The 20,207-nt window shown below is 71.7% G+C and carries 14 protein-coding genes; 8 read left to right on the top strand and 6 right to left on the bottom strand.

Annotated elements, in window-relative coordinates; all coding sequences use genetic code 11:
• Window positions 1–82 precede the first annotated feature (82 nt).
• Together J8M50_RS40565 and J8M50_RS40560 are read right to left on the bottom strand one after the other, a co-directional pair.
• Window positions 83–442 carry a zinc ribbon domain-containing protein YjdM gene (locus J8M50_RS40565; protein WP_010356725.1) on the bottom strand — a complete coding sequence of 120 codons (360 nt, stop codon included), beginning with the start codon at window positions 440–442 and terminating at the stop codon, window positions 83–85.
• A gap of 9 nt (window positions 443–451) precedes the next feature.
• Window positions 452–3,847, bottom strand: coding sequence for an AfsR/SARP family transcriptional regulator (locus J8M50_RS40560; RefSeq protein ID WP_223786402.1), 3,396 nt, complete (start codon window positions 3,845–3,847; stop codon window positions 452–454).
• A 145-nt stretch (window positions 3,848–3,992) separates the two neighbouring features.
• On the opposite strand from J8M50_RS40560, the gene J8M50_RS40555 reads away from it, so the two are divergent.
• Entirely contained in the window at window positions 3,993–4,361 is a 369-nt protein-coding gene (locus J8M50_RS40555) for a hypothetical protein (protein ID WP_010356722.1), read from the top strand.
• A gap of 44 nt (window positions 4,362–4,405) precedes the next feature.
• On the opposite strand, the gene J8M50_RS40550 is transcribed toward J8M50_RS40555, so the two are convergent.
• Window positions 4,406–7,135: a LuxR C-terminal-related transcriptional regulator gene (locus tag J8M50_RS40550; RefSeq protein WP_010356721.1), complete on the bottom strand. Its 2,730-nt coding sequence runs from the start codon at window positions 7,133–7,135 to the stop codon at window positions 4,406–4,408.
• Window positions 7,136–7,369: 234 nt separating this feature from the next.
• Here J8M50_RS40550 and J8M50_RS40545 point away from each other — a divergent pair, with 234 nt between their 5' ends.
• From J8M50_RS40545 to queC, 3 genes are all read left to right on the top strand, one after another.
• On the top strand, window positions 7,370–8,272 hold the full coding sequence (locus tag J8M50_RS40545) for a class I SAM-dependent methyltransferase (RefSeq protein WP_100216842.1): 903 nt from the start codon (window positions 7,370–7,372) through the stop codon (window positions 8,270–8,272).
• Window positions 8,273–8,344: 72 nt separating this feature from the next.
• Entirely contained in the window at window positions 8,345–11,125 is a 2,781-nt protein-coding gene (locus J8M50_RS40540) for an ATP-binding protein (protein WP_202950056.1), read from the top strand.
• Window positions 11,126–11,280: 155 nt separating this feature from the next.
• Window positions 11,281–12,015 carry a 7-cyano-7-deazaguanine synthase QueC gene (gene queC / locus J8M50_RS40535; protein WP_010356718.1) on the top strand — a complete coding sequence of 245 codons (735 nt, stop codon included), beginning with the start codon at window positions 11,281–11,283 and terminating at the stop codon, window positions 12,013–12,015.
• On the opposite strand, the gene J8M50_RS40530 is transcribed toward queC, so the two are convergent.
• Entirely contained in the window at window positions 11,993–12,883 is an 891-nt protein-coding gene (locus tag J8M50_RS40530; protein ID WP_010356717.1) for a glycosyltransferase family 8 protein, read from the bottom strand. The two genes, queC and J8M50_RS40530, sit on opposite strands and share 23 nt — an antisense overlap.
• Before the next feature lie 182 nt (window positions 12,884–13,065).
• On the opposite strand from J8M50_RS40530, the gene J8M50_RS40525 reads away from it, so the two are divergent.
• From J8M50_RS40525 to J8M50_RS40510, 4 genes are all read left to right on the top strand, one after another.
• The gene (locus tag J8M50_RS40525) at window positions 13,066–14,226 is read left to right on the top strand and encodes a glycosyltransferase family 4 protein (protein ID WP_010356716.1); all 1,161 of its coding nucleotides are present in this window, start codon (window positions 13,066–13,068) and stop codon (window positions 14,224–14,226) included.
• Window positions 14,227–15,159 carry a UDP-glucuronic acid decarboxylase family protein gene (locus tag J8M50_RS40520; RefSeq protein WP_010356715.1) on the top strand — a complete coding sequence of 311 codons (933 nt, stop codon included), beginning with the start codon at window positions 14,227–14,229 and terminating at the stop codon, window positions 15,157–15,159. It abuts the gene before it with no gap.
• Between the two features lie 39 nt (window positions 15,160–15,198).
• On the top strand, window positions 15,199–17,022 hold the full coding sequence (locus J8M50_RS40515) for an ABC transporter transmembrane domain-containing protein (protein ID WP_010356714.1): 1,824 nt from the start codon (window positions 15,199–15,201) through the stop codon (window positions 17,020–17,022).
• 82 nt (window positions 17,023–17,104) lie between these two features.
• The gene (locus J8M50_RS40510) at window positions 17,105–18,886 is read left to right on the top strand and encodes an ABC transporter ATP-binding protein (protein ID WP_010356713.1); all 1,782 of its coding nucleotides are present in this window, start codon (window positions 17,105–17,107) and stop codon (window positions 18,884–18,886) included.
• A gap of 14 nt (window positions 18,887–18,900) precedes the next feature.
• Here the strand turns inward: J8M50_RS40510 and folE are convergent, their stop codons facing one another.
• A complete protein-coding gene (gene folE / locus J8M50_RS40505) occupies window positions 18,901–19,497 on the bottom strand; it encodes a GTP cyclohydrolase I (protein WP_010356712.1) in 597 nt (198 codons plus the stop codon).
• Window positions 19,494–20,162, bottom strand: a complete 669-nt coding sequence (locus tag J8M50_RS40500; protein ID WP_010356710.1) for a 7-carboxy-7-deazaguanine synthase QueE — start codon at window positions 20,160–20,162, stop codon at window positions 19,494–19,496. The genes folE and J8M50_RS40500 overlap by 4 nt, the downstream gene beginning before the upstream one ends.
• Window positions 20,163–20,207 lie beyond the last annotated feature (45 nt).

The following is a 20,207-nucleotide window of genomic DNA, read 5'->3' as shown; positions in this document are numbered from 1 at the left end:
CACGGCGGATACAGCATCTAACCACTTGCGAAATTTAGCAATTCCGCATCAGCGTGACGCCGAGGCCCGCGAGGGCCCGTCCCTACGCCTTGCGCACCACGCTCGACTTCAGCTGCATCGCCCCGAACCCGTCGATCCGGCAGTCGATGTCGTGCCCGTCCACCCCGTCCACCAGCCGGATCCCGCGCACCTTGGTCCCGGCCTTGATCCCCGACGGACTCCCCTTCACCTTCAACGCCTTCACGACCACGACGGCGTCCCCGTCCCGCAGCACGTTCCCGACGGAGTCCTTGACGACCCGCTCGCTCTCCGCGAGGACAGGGACGGCGGCGGCCTCACCGGGCACCCACTCGTGCCCGCACTCGGGGCACACGATCAGGGCGTTCATCTCGTAGGTGTACTCGCACGAGCACGTCGGACAGGGAGGAGGGTTCTCGATCATCCGGGGAGCCTAACCGCTCCCGGGAGCCCGGCCCGCCGCCCAGGACCCGAGTTCGCCGAGCCGGCGCCGTACGCGTTCGGCGGGCTCGCCGCGATGCTGTTCGCCGTACATCGCCGCGGCCTCCTCCCACACGCCCCGCGCCTCCCCGGTCCGCCCGAGCGCGGCGTACGTGCGGCCCAGCCGTTCGAGCGTGTCGGCGACCCAGTGGTCCGAGCCGGAGCCCCGGTAGCGGGCGAGGGCGAGCCGGTAGTGGGCGACGGCCTCCTCGTGGCGGCCCGTGTGGTGGGCGATGTAGCCGAGGCTGTCGAGGATGTCCGCCTCGATGCTGTCGTGCCCGGCGCCCCGGGCGAGCGGGAGGGCGGACTCGCAGTGGGCGCGGGCCGGCGCGTAGTGGGCGGCCCGCGCCTCGTACCAGCCGGCCGAGTTGAGGGCGGCGGCCTTCAGCGCCGGGAGGTCCTCCTCGCGCAGGTTGCGCAGGGCGCGGTAGGAGTGGCGCAGGGCCTCGCGGAGGCGGTTCTGCCGGCCGTACGTCTGGGCGAGCGCGATGTGGATACGCACCTGGTCCGCGGGGTCGTCGGCGAGGTCCAGCGCGTGGTCGAGGTGGCGCAGGGCCTCGTCGTGCGCCCCGGCGTGGTTGACGGCGTGCCCGAGGCGCCGGTGGACGCGCATACGGACGTAGGGCGCGTCGTCGGGGCCGAGCGCGGCGAGGGCGGCCCGCCACATGGCCACCCGGTCGTGGACGTGGCCCATCAGGCCGTAGAACTGGTCGAGGCTCCAGGCGAACTGCCACACGGTCCGGCGCCAGCCCCGCTCGGTCGCCAGGCGCTGCGCGGCGAGCAGGTTGGGCAGTTCGCGGGTCAGCCACTCCAGGGCCTGCGCGCGGGTGGCGAGCGGCTGGGGGAGGCAGCCGGGTTCGGGCGCGCCGAGGTCGGGCGGTACGTCGTCGAGGGGCATCAGCCGGAGGGTTCCGCACACGGTGTGCAGGTAGAACCCGGTCAGCCGGCGCAGCGCCGCGTCCCGGTCGCCGGGTTCGAGGTCCTGGCGGCCCCGGTCGGCGGCGTACAGGCGGACGAGGTCGTGCATCCGCCAGCGGCCCGGCTCCGGCTGCTCGACGAGGTGCAGGTTCTCCAGCGCCTGGAGCGCCGTCCGGGTCGCGGGCCCGGTCAGCCCGGCGAGGCAGGCGAGCGCGAAGAGCCCGATGTCGGGCCCGGGGGCGAGGCCCAGCAGCGCGAACAGGCGGGCCTGTACGGGGGTGAGGGCGTCGTGGGACCAGGAGAAGACGGCCCGTACGTCGGTGGCGAGGTCGCCGCCGGTGAACGCGTCGAGGCTGTCGCGGAGTTCCTCGGCGACCGCGCGGAGCGGGAAGCCGGGGTGGGCCGCCGCGCGGGCGGTGACGATGGCGAGGGCCAGCGGGAGGCGTGCGCACCGGGCGATGATCTCCTCGGCGGCGTCCGGTTCGGCCGCGACCCGCTCCTCACCGAGCCGCCTGCCCAGCAGGGCGCGGGCCTCGGCCGGTGAGAGCAGGTCCAGGGGCAGCGGGTGGGCACCCTCGGCGGCGACGAGGCCGGTGAGCCGGTTGCGGCTGGTGATGACGGCCAGACACCCGGGCGCGCCCGGCAGCAGGGGGCGGACCTGGTCGGCGTCCCGGGCGTTGTCGAGCACGAGAAGCATGCGGCGCCCGGCGAGAAGGCTGCGGTAGAGCCCCTCGCGCGCCTGCGGGTCCGCCGGAACGTGCTGGGCCGCCCCACCGAGCGCGTCGAGAAAGTCCCGCACCGCCTGATCGGGCGTCACGGCCACACCGGAGGGGTCGAAGCCACGCAGATTCACATACAACTGCCCGTCCGGAAAGCGGTCGGCGACGCGGTGGGCCCAGTGCACGGCCAGCGCGGTCTTGCCGATACCTGCGGTGCCGGAGACGGCCGAGACGACGACGGAGGCGGGGCGGTGGGAGGCGGTGGCAAGGATGTGGTCCAGGCGGGCGAGCTCTTTTTCCCGGCCTATGAAACCCCGGGGTTCTAGGGGGAGTTGGGCTGGGGCGGGGGGTGGGGTGATGGGAGCGGGTGGCGGGGTGCCGGGGGCGGTCGGTGAGGTGCCGGGGGCGGGCGGCGGAGCGCCGTAAACCGGCAGCGGAGTGCCAGGAGCGGACGGTGGCGTGCCGGGAGCCTGCGGCGAGGGTCCGTAGGCGGGCGGCACAGCGCCGTGGCCGGGCGGCGGGGCGCCGGGGGCGGTGGGTGAGGTGCGGGGAGCGGACGACGGGGTGCCGTAAACCGGCGGCGAAGCGCCAGGAACGGACGGTGGCGTGCCGGGAGCCTGCGGCGAGGGTCCGTAAGCGGGCGGCACAGCGCCGTGGCCGGGCGGCGGGGCGCCGGGGGCGGTGGGTGAGGTGCCGGGGGTGGGCGGCGGAGCGCCGTAAACCGGCGGCGGAGCGCCGGGAGCGGACGGTGGCGTGCCGGGAGCCTGCGGCGAGGGTCCGTAAGCGGGCGGCGCAACGCTGTGGCCAGGCGGCGGGGCGCCGGGGGCGGTGGGTGAGGTGCCGGGGGTGGGCGGCGGAGCGCCGTAAACCGGCGGCGAAGTGCCGGGAGCGGACGGCGGCGTGCCGGGAGCCGACGGCGAGGGTCCGTAGGCGGGCGGCGCGGTGCCGTACGCGGGCGGCGGGAGTGCTTCGCCCCGCAGGATCGCCTGGTGTATCTGCCGGGCCTCCGTGCCCGGGTCCGTGCCGAGTTCCTCGGCCAGCCGCTTTTGTAGGACGGCGTACCGGGTCAGCGCCTCCGGGCTTCGGCCTGCCCCCTGGAGCGCGCGCATCAGTGCCACCGTGAGCGGCTCCACGAGTGGATGCTCGGCCGCGAGGGCGGTCAGTGTGCCGATCACCCCGGCGTGCCGGCCCGTGCGGTACTCGGCGGCGGACCACTCCAGCACCGCCTCGATCCGTTCCTGCGCCCAGCTCTCCCGCGTGTGCTCCACCCACACGCCGGCCAGCCCCGCGAGCGGCTCGCCGCGCCACCGGTCGAGGGCGCGGCGCAGCAGTTCCACGCGCTCGGCATCGGGGCAGTCCGCGCTGCGGGCCCGCTGGACGAGGTGCCGGAAGCCGTGGACGTCGACCTGGCCGGGAGGCACGTCGAGGAGGTAACCGCCGGGTCCGCGCCGCAGCCGGGGCCCGTCCGCCGCCGGGGGCAGGTCGGCGAGCGACCGGCGTATCCGCGCGATGTGGGCGTACAGGGAGGGACGTACCCGGGCCGGCATGTCCTCGCCCCACACCCGGTCGACCAGCGTCTCCACACTCACCCAGCGCCCGGCGTCCACCAGCAGCGCCGCCAGCACCGTGCGCCGCTTCGCCGGGCCCAGCTCCACCGCCGTACCGTCCGGGCCCCGTAACTCCACCGGGCCCAGCAGCAGGAATTCCGTCACGCGCCGCCCCCATACGTCCTGGACCAGTGAAGCAAGGTTTGCGCAAGGTTCCTGCCCACATTCACGCCACACCCTGGTGCCCCGGATCGGAGACCACGTGGGGAGCCTCCGATCCCCCAGGAACCGAACCCACTCAGGGGGAACCATGGCAGTACGCACGTTCGTCGCAGCAACCCTCGCATCCCTGGCCCTCGCCGGCACCGGCCTCGCAACGTCGGCCTCCGCCGCACCGGCCGTGCGTGCGGACGCCCACGGCTGCAAGTCGGGGTACGTCTGCATCTACCCGGGCCCCAGCTGGAACAACGACAAGCCGAGCTACCGCTACTTCGACTACGGCTACTACAACCTCAGGGGCTTCTACGGCCTCTACCGCATCTTCAACAACCAGACCGGCGGCGCCACCATGTCGACCTGCCTCGGCTCCAACGGCACCCGCTGCGAGGGCAAACTCCAGATGGGCGACTGGATCGACAAGGACATGACCCCCATCAACTCGATCAGGCTCCAGGCCTGACCCCACCGACACCGAAGGCCGTGCCGCCCCCTTGACCCGGTGGATCACTCCGACAGCACGTCGGGGAGTTGGCTGCGGCGGCGGATGCCGAGTTTGCGGTACGTACTGGTGAGGTGGGTCTCGACGGTGCGCCGGGCGAGGTGCAGGAGTTCGGCGATCTCCGCGTTGGTGTGGCCGGCGACGGCGAGCCGGGCGACCCGGTGCTCGCCGTCGGTGAGAGCGCCGACGCCGGTGAAGTGAGCGCCCCTGGGCCGGGCTCCGCACTCCCGCAGCGTCTTGCGCGCGAGCGCGAGCAGCCGTACGGCGCCAAGACGTTCGGCGGTGACGGCGGCCTCGCGCAGGAGGGTGCGGGCACGTCCGCGTTGCCCGGTGGCGCTGAACTGCCGTCCCTGGGAGATCAGAGCGGCGACCGCTTCGGTGTCCAGACAGGCACCACGCAGGATCTCGACGGCTCGCGCGGTCAGCTCCTGTCCACGCCGGCCGTCGCTCGCCTCGCCCAGGACACGCAGGGCACGCCCGAGCACCCGGGGGGTGTTCCATACGGCGGCGAGCCGGTACTCCTCCTCGGCGAGGGGCAGGGCCTCCTGCCGGGAGCCGAGCGCCAGCAGGCACTCGGCGGCTGCCGACCGCCAGGGGGTGACGACGGGACTCAGGACCTCGCGGGCGGTCTGCCGCCGGCCGCACTCCAGGAAGTCCTGGACGGCGGCTTCCAGGTCGCCCGAAGCGAAACGCAGCATGCCGCGGGCGTACAGGAACCTGTTCAGCTCCCAGCTGTCGTGCGCGGGGTGGACGGTGACCGCCTCGGCGAGCCGTTCGGCCTCGGCCAGCCGGCCGGATTCGACCAGGGCGAGGAGGCACTGGGCATGGACGTTGCCGGGGCCGTCGGGCGTGGCCCGGTCCGCTGCGGCTTCCTCGTTCTGGAGGCTCGCCAGTACGTCGGCGTATCGACCGCGTGCCACAGCGATGTCCAGCCGGACATCGAGCAGGGCCTGCCGCATCGGGTGCAGGGGCGAGAGGGCGCGCTCCGCGAGACCGCGCCGCACCAGCCGTTCGGCGTCGTCCAGCGTGTCGGCCCACTGGGCGACGGCGGCGGCCGTGCCGAGGAGGTAGGGCATCAGGAGGGGGTCCTCCGGGGCGGACAGCAGAACGCGGATCCGTCTTCTGGCCTGATCGGCCGACAGCTGTCCGGCGGTGGCCTCGTACCTGGTCAACAGGGCTTGCTCAGCCGGTCCGACCTGCACGGGAGACCGCACCGCGGTGTCACGCAGGCTGGTGTAGGTCGTGATCCTGGTCTCCTGGTCGTGGTCCGAGAGCAGCACCAGCGCCGCCCGTACGGTGTGTCCCAGGCCGGGGGCTTCGCCCAGGTCGCGGTCGAGGTCGTCGAGCAAGGTGAACGCGGCACGCGTCTCGCCCCGCCGGGCCAGCGCGGAACCGAGGGTGACCGCCGCCTGTACCCGCGCGCGAGGGATGTCCTGTAATCGCATCGCTTCGGCGAGCCTCGGAATCCCGGCGCCCGGCGCCAGGGCGAACTCCAGGGAGCCGAGTTCGGTCAGCACCTCCGCCTTGCGCTCGCGGTTCATCGGCTCGTCCAGCGCGCGGCGCAGGTGGTCCGTGGCGTCCGCGGTCCGTCCTGCCCTGGCCGCGGCGGTCGCCGCGTCGAGCAGGGCGTCCACGGCCCACTCCGTCTTCTGCGGGGTCGTCCGCAGCAGGTGGTCGGCCACGGCCTCGGCGGGGTCGCCGCGGCGGTGGCGGAACGCGGCGATCCTCGCGTGTACCGCCTGTCGATCGGGGCGGGGCCAGCGGTCCAGGACCGCGTCCCGGAGCAGGGGATGCGCGAAGCGGACCCGGCCGTGCGCGGGATTGCCGCGCAGGAACCCGAGCCGGATCATCGCGGTGACCCAGCCCGACACCCTGGCCGGGTCGGCCCCGGCCGCCTCGGCGAGCAGACAGCCGCTGTACTCCTCGGCCTCCAGGTCGGCGAGGGCGCGGGCCGTGGCGGCCGTCGCGGGTCCCGCGCTCTCCAGCCACCAGGCGACCGAGGCGGCGAAGGCTCCGGGGTAGAGGTCGGCGCAGCTCTCGGGAAGTTCCGCGGTGGCGATCCGGTCCGGGGCCAGCAGGCTCTGGTCGTCCAGCAGCGCCTGGAGCAGCATGGGGTTGCTCGCGCCGGCCCGGACGTAGCCGTCCACCCACAGGTCCGGGACGCGGTGCCCGAGGCGGTCGCGGACCAGGGACTCGGCAGCCGTGCGGCTCAGCGGGGAGAGCGTGTGGACACGGACCACGGCGGGCGGGAGGACGTGGGCGAGTCCCGGCGCCGGCAGGGCGATGTCGTACTGGCTGCGTTCGGTCGCGACGATCATGATCGCCGACCGGTCGAGCCGCCGGGCCGCCTGCGTGAGCCAGCGCCGCGAGGCGTGGTCGGCGAGGTGGACGTCGTCGACCGCCAGCAGAAGGGGCGAGTCGGCGGCGTACGAGCGCAGCAGCCTCCATGCCCGGGCCGGGAGATCCGGGTCGGACGTGTCACCGACGCAGTCCAGCAGTTGCGTCACGGCCGCGAACTCGGTGCGGGAGTCCTCGGTGGAGCAGCGGGCGCGCAGCACCCGCATCCTGTGGGTGGCGCCGATCTCCACGATGGCTTCGAGGAGTGTGCTGCGCCCGGTGCCGGTGGCGCCTCTCAGCAGCGTCATCCGCCCGGAGCCGGCCCGAGCGCGCCGGATCTCCGAGGCCGCCAGGTCCAGGCCGCCGGAGAGTCCGCCCAGCGTGTCCGTCCGCGTCATCGGATCCTCCCGGGGTGTGGGTACGGTCTTCGATCTCGTGGTTGGTCTCGTGGTCGACCACGATGCGGAAGGCACCGCCTTCACAGGAAGCTGGAGTTCCGGTTGGCCGGCGGACTCGGAGCGCACAGGGGTGCCCGGAAACGACCATGGAAAACGTGGCACACACCTTCACCCCCTGTCTACAGCGCCGCAGGCGGACGGATCCCCGACAGATCACGAGAGGTCAGGTTCTCCATGATGGAAGAAAAGTCCTGTTCGACAGCGCGTCGAGAAGACTCCGGGAATTCGGTGGACCCTGTTCCGCTCACGCTGGCCGACATTCTTGAGGACCCCGCTCTGGGCCCGCGAGACCGGATGCCCGTTCACTATCGCGGCCCGCGTGAGGTCACCGCTGCCGGGTGGGTGGATTTCGCCGGCCGGCTGGAGCGCGGCGAGGAGATCTCTCTCATACAAAGTCTCACGGCGGCCAATCGGCGGGTGCTCGACGTCGGAGGCGGAAGCGGTGAGCTGGCCCGTGCCGTCGCGGCACGGATCGGGCGGTGCACGGCCGTCGAGCCCCATGATCAGCTGGTCGAGTCGATCGGTGGGGAAGCGGACGACACCGGGCCCGTCGACGTCTTCAAGGGGAGCGCCGAACTGCTTCCGTTCGCGGACGCGGCGTTCGACGCCGTGTACTGCGCCTGGGTCCTGCCCTATGTCAGCGATATAGGAAAAGCCATTGCGGAAATGGTCAGGGTCTGCGATTCCAGCGATCCGGACGCGAAAGTCATAGTGATGTCCGGCGGCTCGGGAAACGAACTCCTGAACCTCCTCAACGAGGTCTGCATTCCGGTCGCCGACGAGCCTTACGACCACCACGGCTACCTGCTGTCGACTGCCGCCGGAGTGCTGGCCGAGCACGGATTCTCCCGCTTCTCCCTGCATCGCACCGAAGCATCGATCCGATTCGACGAGGTGGGAGCGTCCGAGCGGGCCGCGACAGCGGCAGCCGTACTGACCAATTTCTGGTACGAACGGCATCCGAAGGCGGCGGACATACGCGCCGCCCTGGAGCCGGCCCTGGTCCGCCACTTCGGTCGCAGGCCGCACGGGATCGGCGACCAGGGCATCGCACTGGTCGCGCGCCCCGCCTCCTGACCGCACCCGGCTGGCTTCCCCCGATCGCGAGGGACTCGAATGATGGGTACGAGGACCCGGCACCGTGGCACCGTGGGCCGGGCAGATCTGCTCGCACAACTCCTGGCGGCACGCCGCGACAGTGCGCGAACCGGGCTGACCTGCTGGGTGGTGACGGGAGAGCCGAAGATCGGACGCACGTCCCTGCTCACCACGGCGTGCGGTCCCCTGCCGTCCACCGCCGGCCTGGCGGTCCGTATCGGGTGCGCCCGGCACGCGAACCGGCTCGTCCCGGCGCTCGTGGACGGTCTGCTCCGGCTGGCCTCGGACCGTCGCGGCGCCGGCGTCGACCGCGCCACCGCGGCGCTCCGGTCCACCGTCCGGACCGGGCGCGCCCCGGGGCAGGCCGAGGACGCCGGGCCGGCCGGTCTCCAGGAGCTGGTGGAGGCGCTGACCCGCGACGCTCCGCTGGTCATCGCACTCGACGATGTCGACCAGGCGGGCCCCGGCGGGATCGTCCTCCTGCGGCGCGCGCTACGGGGCCTGGTCCACCTACCGGTGACGCTCATCGCCTCGACCCGGAGCGGAGAGCCCCCCGTCGCGCCGGTGGAACTCGCGGACCTGCTGCTCGGGGCGCGTACGGCCGTCCTGGCCGGGCTGTCCGAGCAGGAGACGGCGACCCTGCTGCACACCCGGCTGCACCGGCGGTTCGACACCGAGTTCGTCTCCATGTGTCATCGGATCACGGCCGGCAATCCGTTCCTGATCGGTGAGCTGTGCGACTGGATCCGCGAACATCCGGGCCGGGTGGGCCGTCCGGCCGGCCTTCGGGACGTCGTGCTTCCGTCGGTCGCCGACGTGATGATGAGCCGGGCCGGCCGGATCGATCCACGGGCCCGGCCGGTGGCCGAAGCCATCGCGATCGCGGCGAGTTCCGGCGAAGCCGACCCGGCCCTGATAGCGCACCTCTGCGGGGAGCCGCTCCAGGGCACGCTGGCGACACTCGACCGCTTGGTGCGGATGCGTCTTGTCACCGACGACCACGCCGTGACGCTGCGCCACCCGCTCCTGGGCACCGCGTTGCTCAGGACCATGACGCGGATGAGGTGCAACGCGGCGCATCTGACCGCTGCCACGTATCTCCATCAGCGCCACGACGCCGCTCAGCGGGTGGCCCGCCATCTCGTGGCATCGACAGTGCCGCTGGACAGCGCGTGGTCCGTCGATCTCCTGGTCACGGCGGCCCGGTCGGTGGACACCACGGCCGAGGACCGGGTGCGTTACCTGGAACGAGCGGCCCGCGCGAGTGCCGATGACGTCTGGCCCCGTGTCGTACCCGAACTCGTCGCCGCGCGGATCGAACTGGACCGGGCGGAAGGTCTGCGCTGTGCGGTGGACATGCTCGGCCGCACCACCGACGTACCGGTGCGCCGGCGCCTGCTCGGCACCATCGGGGCCGCCCTGTGCGAAGCCGGGCTCGGCGACGACGAACGTCACGTCCTGGAGGCGGTGCGGTCCGCTGTCGCGGGGACGGAGTTCCACGACTGGCCGCACGCCTACCTCGCCCTGGCCCGGTCGCTGCCTTCGCGGCCCGGCGCGGGAGAACCGGGCGTCCTGCGCGGGCCGGCCGACGCGTGGCCGGGCCCCGCGGCAGCGGCGGTCGCCGCTCTGTCGGTGCACCTGGCGGGTACGGATCCGCAGGCCGCGCTGCGCGGCGCGCGGGAGGCGCTCGACCACCCCGTCGACGACCTTCTTCTTCATCCGTTCGCACTGCCGGCCGCTCTCACCGTCCTCATCAGCAGCGGATACCAGGAGGAGGCCCTCGCACGGTGGCGCCTGCTCGTCGACGACGACGCCCGGCTGCCCCGCTGGGTGCGTGCCGCGGTCAGGTTCGTCGAGGCTGTCGGACACCGCACCGCGGGCGGGCTGCCGACGGCACAAAGGCTGCTCACCGATCAGCTCACCGACCTCACCGAGCGGGGTGGCCCCGCGTTCCACCAGATCCGGACCGGTGTGATCGGCGTCCTGGCCAACCTCCACCTCGACCTCGGGGACCCGGCCGGAGCACAAGCACTGCTGCGCCGTCATCACTGCGACGGCGACCTGCTCCCCGAGTGGTACTACGCCGATGTGCTCCTGGCCCGGGCGCGGCTGCGGGTGCGGGCCGGCGACCTCACCGGCGGTGGTGACGAACTCGCCGAGATCGTCCGGCGCTACCGGTCGGCGGGCATCCGCGGGCCGGGGACGATCTGCTGGCGGAGCGAGGGAGCCGCTCTCCTCGACCAGACCGGGCAACGCGGCGAGGCGCTGCGACACGCCCGCCGTCAGGTGGAGTTCGCGGAGCTCACCGGCTCGCCACGCGAACGGGCACGGGCGCTGCGTGTGCTGGGCACGCTCGCCGAAGGGCCGCAGGCGGTAGCGCTGCTGACGTCGGCCGCGGATCTGCTGGAAGGCGGCGACGACCTGGAGAAGGCACGTACCGCCGCCGAACTCGGCATCGCGCTGTCGCGGCAGGGCAGACGTCAGGAGGCGGTCGCCGCACTGATCCGGTCGGCGCGTCTGACGGCCGACTGCGGAGCACGCGATCTCGGCGCGAGGATACGACGGCACCTGGTGGCTCTGGAGCGGCGCGCCTCGCCGGACGTCTCGGTACGGGGCATTCTCTCGCTGACACCTCGCGAACGGCAGATCCTCATCGACGCCGTGCAGGGCCATGCCAACAACCGGATCGCGAGCAACCGGCACATCACCCGCCGCACCGTCGAACTGCACCTGTCGAGCGCCTACCGAAAACTCGGTATCTCCGGGCGGAACGAGTTCGGCAAGATCCTCGGCAGTCCCGGCCAGTGGGAAATCCTGGTCGGCGGGACCTGACGCCGGGTTCTCCGCCGCTTCGGCGGGCCGGCCCGAATACTTCGGTGGTGCACCGTGATGTGCCGAGAGGCCGGGAGCACAACGCTGTCAGCACGTCGGATCGACAGGCCGTGGTGCCGGACCCGGTGCCGCGCCCCGGACATGAGGAGAGGCCCATGGACACCCAGGACACCGCAGCGCACCACGACGCAGGCCGGGACCCCTTCACCGCTGTCGTGGTGCTGTCCGGAGGGATGGACTCCACGACACTGCTCGCTCATTACGCGGCGCTGCGGTTCACGCTCGTCGCGGTGACCGTGGACTACGGGCAACGGCACCGGAAGGAGATCGACTCGGCCCGCCGGATCGCGCGGCACTACGGCGCGACGCACCATGTGGTGGACTTCGCGGGCTTCGGACGGCTGCTGGGCGGTTCCGCACTCACCGACGCCGATGTCGCCGTACCCGACGGGCATTTCGCGGAGGATGCCATGCGGGCCACGGTCGTACCGAACCGGAACGCCGTACTGGCCAATATCGCGCTGTCGGTCGCGGTGGCCCGCGGAGCGGACACGGTGGCGCTCGGCATGCACGCCGGCGACCACTTCGTCTATCCGGACTGCCGCCCGGCCTTCATCGACGCCCTGCGCCACCTGGCGGCGGTGGCCAACGAGGGATTCGTCGTGCCGCGGATCGAAGCGCCGTTCATGACCTGGTCCAAGCGCGACATAGCCCTGCACGGGACGCGACTCGGCGCGCCGCTGGAGCTGAGCTGGTCGTGCTACAAGGGCGGCGACATCCACTGCGGCACGTGCGGGACCTGTTACGAACGGCGCGAAGCCTTCCGGGAGGCGGATGTCGCCGATCCCACCGCGTACCTGGACAGCGTCACCCGGTTCGCGGCGCCGTGACCCTCCCGAGCACACCGGCCACCTCGGTCTCCACGGCGTGCCACCTGTGGCCCAGGGGATCGTCGCCGTAGTCCACCAGCCATGGCTTCCGGCCGGTGAGGTAGTGGACCATCCAGGGCGATTCTTCGAGATCGCGCTGGTACTCGGCGGGCACATAGCGGTCGCCCGGTATGGACGTCGAGTTGAAACTCCGGTTGAGGAAGCCGACCGGTACGACGTTCCAGCGGGGGTCGAGCATTTCGAACCGGCCGTCCAGGACGTGGTTCAGGGTGTCCTGGTCGTCGAGTGCGGGCCGCCAGTCCGGATCGCGCATGAGGTCCCTGACGCGCGGCGTGATCTTCTGCTTCCGCCATCGGGCCACGTCGATCGCCATGACTCCGGAGTTGAAGTAGGGAAAGGTTCCCGCGCGTCGGCCGAACGGAAAACGGTCGGGGCCGATGTGAGGGGCCGCGAGTTCAGGCCCGTAGACATCTCGTGCTGCCGCCAACGGATAGTCCGACGCTATCGGGCGCAGGAGCGTGTGCAGACTGGCGCATGCGATGACGTCACAATCGATGTACACCAGGAATTCGGCGTCGATCAGCTCCGGGGCGACAGCACGCGCATAAGCCATGGCACTGAGATGCTCGATGCGTATCTCCGGGACCGAGATGTCGATGTCGATGATGTGCAGTCGGGTGTTCCGCTGTTTTCCCACCGATTCGACCGCAGCCCTGTCCGCTGGCGTGAGAGTCGAGTTGCACAGGCAGTAGATGTTCAGCGGATCAGGGGATTCCCAGGTCTGGATGACCGAATGCATGGCCACGCACGCCGGCCAGGTGTAGGTGGAATCGAAACACAGGACCACTCCGCTCGTACTGGTGCTCACCGGACCTCCTGCAACGAAATCGGTGGATGGTGGCGGATGCTTGCATGGTAAGCAGCCGAAAGGTCCGCTACAACTCCTTCGCGGGAGTCCGGTAAATCTATCGGTGGCGACCGTGATGCATTCATCGGATCGGGCGGAGATATTCGAAGCGAGAATTGCACTTCCGTGCAAGGAGTGGACCTGTGAACATCGCACTTGTCATGCTTCCGTACCACTCGGACGAGCCGGCGGGGATCGAACGTTCCCTGGCCTCGCTGGCTGCCGGGCTGCGTGAGCTCGGACACCGCACGATCGTGGTCGCCGCAGGCTCGCGGCACGCCGTCACCGACCCGGACGTCGTCCACCTGACCTCGGTGACGTTCCCCCGTCCTGTTCCGTACGAGGAGATCCCGGCGCTGCTCGCCGACACCGCGACGATCGGGCAGGAGGTCCGGCAGATCCTCGAGGACCACGAGACGGACATCGTCGTCTGGGGAGACGCCGTATCGGGTCTGGGGTTCCTCGGTCCGGCGCCCCGGTCGGCGCGGACCGCGCTGATGGTGCATTTCCCGCGCACGGACGACGGGATGCACCAGAGCCTCGCGCACAAGCCCGACGCGGTCATCACCGTGAGCCCCTTCATGGTCGAGGAGGCGGCGCGCGCCGGGATCGACTCCAGTACCTGGAGGACGCTGCCCAACGCGCTTCTGTGCAAGGAGGATCCGCCGGCCCGTGCCCGGCGCGAAGAGCTCCGCCGTACGGGCCCCGTCCGTGTGGTGGCACGTGCCGACCCCGCGAAAGGTGTCGCCGACCTGTTGCGGTGCGTCCCGCCGGAGCTGAACCGTCCGGTGCAGATCGTGCTGGCGAAAGCGGGATTCGAGATCTCGCCGGGGTTGCAGGACGCGTATCTGCGCGAGTGTTCCGAGCTGGCCGACGCCCTCGACGCCGTGGAGCTGCTGCCGCCGCTGCCCTGGAACGAGGTCCAGTCGTTCTTCGCGGGTGCGGCGGTGGCGGTGGTGCCTTCGACCGCACCCGAGTCCTTCTGCAACGTCGCCGCCGAAGCGCTGTCCGTGGGCACTCCCGTGCTCGGGTTCCGGATGGGACACCTGCCCGTGCTGGCCGGACCCGGTGGGCGCACGGTGGATGTCACATCCACCGGGGAGGAGAGCCTCCCGGTACTGACGGGGCCGGCGGCGCACATGCCCTCGGTGGCACGGCACATGCGCACGCTGTGGGACGCCACGACCGGCCTTCTCGACGACCATGACGGCTATCACACGGCCTCACGCCATGGACCGTCGCAGACCGCTTCCTATACGCCCGCCGCGGTCGCGGAACAATTCTTGCGGATGATGGAATCCTGAATGGAAAACATACTGATCACCGGTGGTGCGGGATTCATCGGATCCCACCTGGTGGAACGCTATCTGGAAACGGGCCACCGGGTCGTCTGTATCGACAACTTCCTCACCGGAAGCCGGGAGAACATCGGTGCGCACGAAAACAATCCCGCCCTCGAAGTGATCGAGCACGACGTCACCGTCCCCTTCGACAGTCCCGAAGCCGTCTCGGTGGTCATCCATCTGGCATCTCCGGCCAGCCCGATCGACTACCTGCGCTTTCCCGTGGAAACACTCGGCGCGGGCTCTCTGGGAACTCTCAACGCGCTGAACCTGGCGATGTCGATGAATGCCCGTTTCGTTCTCGCCTCGACCTCGGAGGTTTACGGGGATCCGGCTGTCCACCCGCAGCCCGAATCCTACTGGGGCAATGTCAACCCCATCGGGCCCAGATCCGTCTATGACGAGGCGAAGCGCTTCGGTGAGGCTCTGACGATGGCATTCCGCCGCCATCGTGACACGAACGCCGGGATCGTCCGCATCTTCAACTGCTTCGGACCGAGGATGCGGTTGTTCGACGGCCGTGCGGTTCCCACGTTCATCAGGCAGGCGCTGGGCAAAGAGCCTCTGACGGTCGCGGGCGACGGCTCGCAGACGCGATCGCTGTGCTACGTCGACGACATCGTCGAAGGAATTTTCCAGTTCGCGAAGAGCGACGGCAGCGGCCCGCTGAACCTGGGGAACCCCGAGGAGGTGAGCATGCTCGACCTGGCCAAAGAGGTCATACACCTCACAGGTTCGCCTTCTCACGTCGAGTTCATCGGGCGCCCGCAGGACGATCCGGAACGCAGGCTGCCCGACATCACCGCGGCGAAGGGCGCGCTGGCGTGGGAACCCCGGGTGACCCGGGCGGACGGCCTGGCGAGGACGATCGACTGGTTCGAGGGCCGCCTGTGAAACGCGCCGTCTCCGGCGCCGGACCGACCTCGGAGTGTCATGCCGCTGATTCATCTGCCCCTGTCCGACCCCGGCAGGCCCGATCTGCGGTCCGCGGGCCGATTCCTGGCCTGGCTGGGCCGTTCCCAGCGGCGCGGACGCCTGAAGGCCGTGCTCTGGAGCGCCCTCGGCCTGGGTGCCCAGGCCGCCCAGCCGTATGTCATCGGCCGCGGCGTGCAGGCCGTGATCGACGGGCGTGGCACCGATCTCTGGTTCGCGGGTGCCGGAGCCCTGCTGCTGAGCGCGGTCACGTCGGCCGCCACCGTGCTCCAGCTCCGCCAGGGAGCGTGGAACTGGGTCCACGCGGCTTCCCAGATCCGGCAGCTGATCGCCCGTCGGGCGACGGTGCTGGGTCCGGGCCTCTCCCGGCGCATCGCCGTCGGGGAGGTGGTCGCGGTCAGCTCCGGTGACGTGGAGAAGATCGGCTGGTACGTCGAGGCCCTGGCCCGGCTGTGGGGTGCGGTCCTGGTGTGGCTGGGCATCAGTGCCTGGGTGCTCTTCCTGCATCCGCTGCTCGGCCTGACCGTGCTGCTGGGTGTACCGGTGCTCGCGATCTCGGTGTGGCCGCTGATCGCCCCGCTGGAGCGCCGTATCGACCGGCAGCGCGAGCTCGGCGGTGAGGCGAGCGAGCTGGCCGCCGACACGGTCGCGGGGCTGCGGGTGCTGCGGGGCATCGGAGGCGAGGAGCTGTTCCTGAGCCGGTACCGGACGGCCTCCCAGAAAGTACGCGTCGCCGCGGTGCGCGTGGCCCGCGTCCAGTTCCTGATGCGTGCCCAGCAGGTGCTGCTGCCAGGCCTGTTCGTCGTCGCCGTCACCTGGTACGGCGCCACCCTCGCGGTGCGGGGCCGGATCGGCATCGGCGACCTGATCGGCGTCTACGGCGCCACCGCGTTCCTCGCCGGGCCCCTCCTGGTGCTCGGCGAGACCGCGCACGCCTGGTCGGTGGCCCGGGTCTCCTCGGCACGCGCGGTCCGCGTTCTCGGACTCGGTCTCGATCCCGACGAGCCTTCACAGACGGCGGGCCACGGCGAGTTGACCACCGAGGAAGCCGCCCGCTCGGACCTGCACGACCCGGTGACCGGGATGACAGCGACCGCCGGACACCTGACCGCGGTGGTCTGCGGCGACCCCGATCTGGCCGGTGCCATCGCGGAACGCCTCGGCGGTCACCTGCCCCGCTCTGCCGCCCCGGACGCGGAACACGCGCCCGCACGGCCTCGGACACTGCTCGGCGGCGTGCCACTGGACGCCCTGCCGCTCCAGCGGGCGCGTGCCCTCGTACTCGTCCACGACAAGGACCCGGCGCTGCTGTCCGGCACCCTCGCGGAACTCTTCGCCGTGCCCGCGTCCGGGCGGGTCACGCCCGCCGAAGCACTACGGGCCGTACAGGCGCGGGACGCCCTCGACGCCCTCGCCGACGGCAGCCCGGACGCGGGCGGTGACCCGATGCGCGCCCGGATCACCGAGCGCGGACGTTCGCTCTCCGGCGGCCAGCGCCAGCGCCTCGCACTGGCCCGCTCGCTGGTCGCCGATCCACCGGTACTCGTGCTGGACGAACCCACCAGCGCTGTCGACGCGCACACCGAGAACCGGATCGCCACCGCGCTGCGGCGTATCCGGGCCGGGCGCACCACGGTCGTCTTCGCCACCAGCCCGCTGCTCCTGGACCGTGCCGACCGGGTGCTGTTCGTCCAGGGTGGCCGCGTGGCCGCCGCCGGCACCCATCGCCACCTCATCGGCACCGACCACGGCTACCGCGCCGTGGTCACCCGCGACGAGACCGGGCAGGGATTCCCGGCCGACGCCGCCAGGGAAACCGTCTGACGGCGGCCGGGACGCCGCAGCCGAACGTGCAGACCAGCCCTCCCCGCTCCGAAGGCCGGGGCGTCCACGAAGGAGAGCCCCGATGAAACCGCCCGCGGACCCCGCCCGGCACGAGCGGGAGACCGCCACCCTGCTACCGGTCGGTTCACCGGCAGGCGTGCGCGCCTACGTACGGCAGCTCGCCCACCGCCACCGCCGCGCCTTCCTCGCGGTGATCGGCCTGCACACCGTCGGCACCCTGGCCGGGCTCGTCGGGCCCTGGGTGATGGGCCGGCTCGTCGTGGACCTGAGCACGACCACCACATCGGCCCGGATCGCGGAGGCCGCCGCGTGGTACCTGGCCGCCGTCCTGGCCCAGTCGGCCTTCACCGGCCTGTCCCGGCTGCGCGGCGCGGTCCTCGGCGAGCGCCTCCTGGCCGACCTGCGTGAAGACTTTCTCGTCCGCTCGGTCTCCCTGCCCCCACGCGTCCTGGAACAGGCGGGGACCGGCGACCTGGTCTCCCGCACCACCACCGACGTGGACCGGCTGGCCGGCTCGGCCCGTGAGGCGGTACCGGAACTCGCCGTCGCCGTCACCTCCGTGCTGCTCGTCCTCGGCGCGACGCTGGTCGTCTCCCCCCTGCTCGCGCTGACCTCACTGATCGGCACGCCGATCCTGGCGGCCGGCTCACGCTGGTACTTCCGCCGCGCCCCGCAGGCCTACCGCGCCAGGGCCGTCTCCTACGCCGCGGTCAACACGGCGATCGCGGAGACCGTGGACGCCGGACGCACGGTGGAAGCGCTGCGGCTGGGCCCCGAGCGCGTGCGGGCGACGGACGAGAGGATCGGCCGGTGGCTGTCCTGGGACCGCTACACCATGTGGCTGCGCTGCTGTTTCCTCCCCACCGTCGGTCTGCCCCCGGCCCTCGCCGTGGTCGCCACCCTCACCTTCGGCGGCCTGTGCACCCTGCACGGCTGGATCACGGTCGGACAGCTCACCGCGGGCGTCCTGTACACGCAGATGCTCTCCGGACCGGTCGACCTGATCCTCCGCTGGTACGACGAACTCCAGATAGGCCAGGCATCGCTGGCCCGCCTGGTCGGCGTCCGGGAGATCCCCGACCCGGAAGTGGACGAGACCGTCCGGCCCGACGGACGTGAGATGCGGGCGCGGGACGTCCGCTTCGGCTACCACGAGGGCCATGACGTGCTGCACGGCATCACCCTCGACGTGCGCCCGGGCAGCCGGCTGGCCCTGGTCGGCCCGTCCGGCGCGGGCAAGTCCACGCTGGGCCGGCTGCTCGCCGGCATCTACCTGCCCCGCACCGGCAGCGTCACCCTGGGCGGGGCGGCACTCGCCCGGATGCCCGCCCGGCGCGTCCGCTCCCATGTGGCCCTCGTCAACCAGGAGCACCACGTCTTCGTCGGCACCCTGCGCGACAACCTCCTGCTCGCCCGGCCCGGCACCGACGACACCGAACTGCGCGCCGCGCTGGACGCGGTGGACGCGGGGAACTGGGTGGACGCGCTGCCGGCCGGACTGGACACCCGGGTGGGTTCCGGCAGCCATCACCTGACCCCGCCCCAGGCCCAGCAACTGGCGCTGGCCCGCCTCGTGCTCGCCGATCCGCACACCCTCGTCCTGGACGAGGCCACCTCGCTCCTGGACCCCCGTGCCGCGCGGAATCTGGAGCGTTCGCTCAGCCGGGTGCTGGCAGGCCGCACGGTGATCGCCATCGCCCACCGCCTGCACACCGCCCACGACGCGGACCGGATCGCCGTCGTCGAGGACGGCCGCATCGCCGAGTACGGCAGCCACGCCGAACTGCTCGCCGCGGACGGCGCGTACGCCGCGCTGTGGCGCTCATGGCGCGACGAACGGTAGCCGCGCGGCTGGTGTCACCGCGCCGCGGAGATCGTCGCGATGAGTTCCTCGCGCGCCGGTCCGTACTCCTCGAAGACGCCTGTGAAGACCGACGACGTCATCCGCGCCGAGGCGCGCACGCCCCGCATGCTCATGCACAGGTGCTCGCCCCGGCCGACGACCGCCACGTCGGCGGAGCCGGTGGTCGCGACGACCTCCTCGGCGATGTCGCGGACCAGCCGCTCCTGGACCTGGAGACGGTGGGCGTGCCGGTGGGCGATCCGGGCGAACTTGGACAGGCCCAGCACCTCGCCGTCCGGCCGGTAGGCGATGGTCAGCGTGCAGGAGAACGGCAGCAAGTGGTGTTCGCACAGCGACCACACGTCGATGTCGGAGACCATGACGATCTGGCCCTGGGTGAACATCGGGAAGCGGGTGTCCACCTTGCCGGCCTCGTAGCCGCTGAACTCCCGCCACCAGCGGGCGAACCGGGCGGGCGTCTCCTTCAGGCCGTCCCGGTCGGGGTCCTCACCGATCTCGGTCAGCAGGCGGCGCGCGATGTCCTCCAGGGGGTCACGCACGGACAAGGGGGTGTCGACGGACTCGGGGCTGTCGAAATCGCTCACGGTCACACACCTCTTCGGTTGTCCCACAGGGTTACATGGAGCCGGGTGGTGAGGTTCCACCCGCGTTCGATGACCTCGTCGCCGAGGATGCGCAGCGTCCGGTGGATCTCGTCCGCCGTTCTGCCTTCGGGCATGATCCAGACGGATTCGGCGTCGCACATGCCCGCCACCTCGGCCACCTCGTCGAGATCGCGGCTGTCCCGGCAGACGAACTTGAAGGCGGTGCCGGGCAGCCGGCTGAACGCCCGCAGCGCGCGCGGCACGATCCGGCGCCCGCTCCGGTCGCCCGAATGCGCCAGCTTAGGCGAGACGTTGAACCGCACCCGTTCCGCGACGTCCGGGTCCGGTACGACGGTCCCGTTGGTCTCGATCTCGACGGCGTGCCCGCTCTCGGCCAGTGCTCTCAGCAGGGGGACCAGCCTGCGCTGCTGCCCCAGCGGCTCACCGCCGGAGACGACGACCATCGGTACGCCGTACCCGGTCAGCCGGTCGAGGACGTCCCGCCAGTGCACCGTGTGCAGTTCGGCCCCGGGGCTGTACGCGACCCCTGAGTCGGCGACGCCTTTCCAGTCCCAGGTGTAGGGCGTGTCGCACCAGCGGCACGACAGGTTGCAGCCGCCGAGCCGGACGAACGCGCACCGGCGGCCGAGGGACGGCCCCTCACCCTGCACCGCTCATGTGGGGCCGAAGATCTCGTTCACGACGAGCTTCGGACC

This window comes from Streptomyces acidiscabies (genome assembly GCF_020010905.1).
GTDB lineage: Bacteria > Actinomycetota > Actinomycetes > Streptomycetales > Streptomycetaceae > Streptomyces > Streptomyces acidiscabies.
The sequence above is the reverse complement of the archived record's forward strand: the minus strand, read 5'-3'. Positions and strand labels throughout refer to the sequence as shown.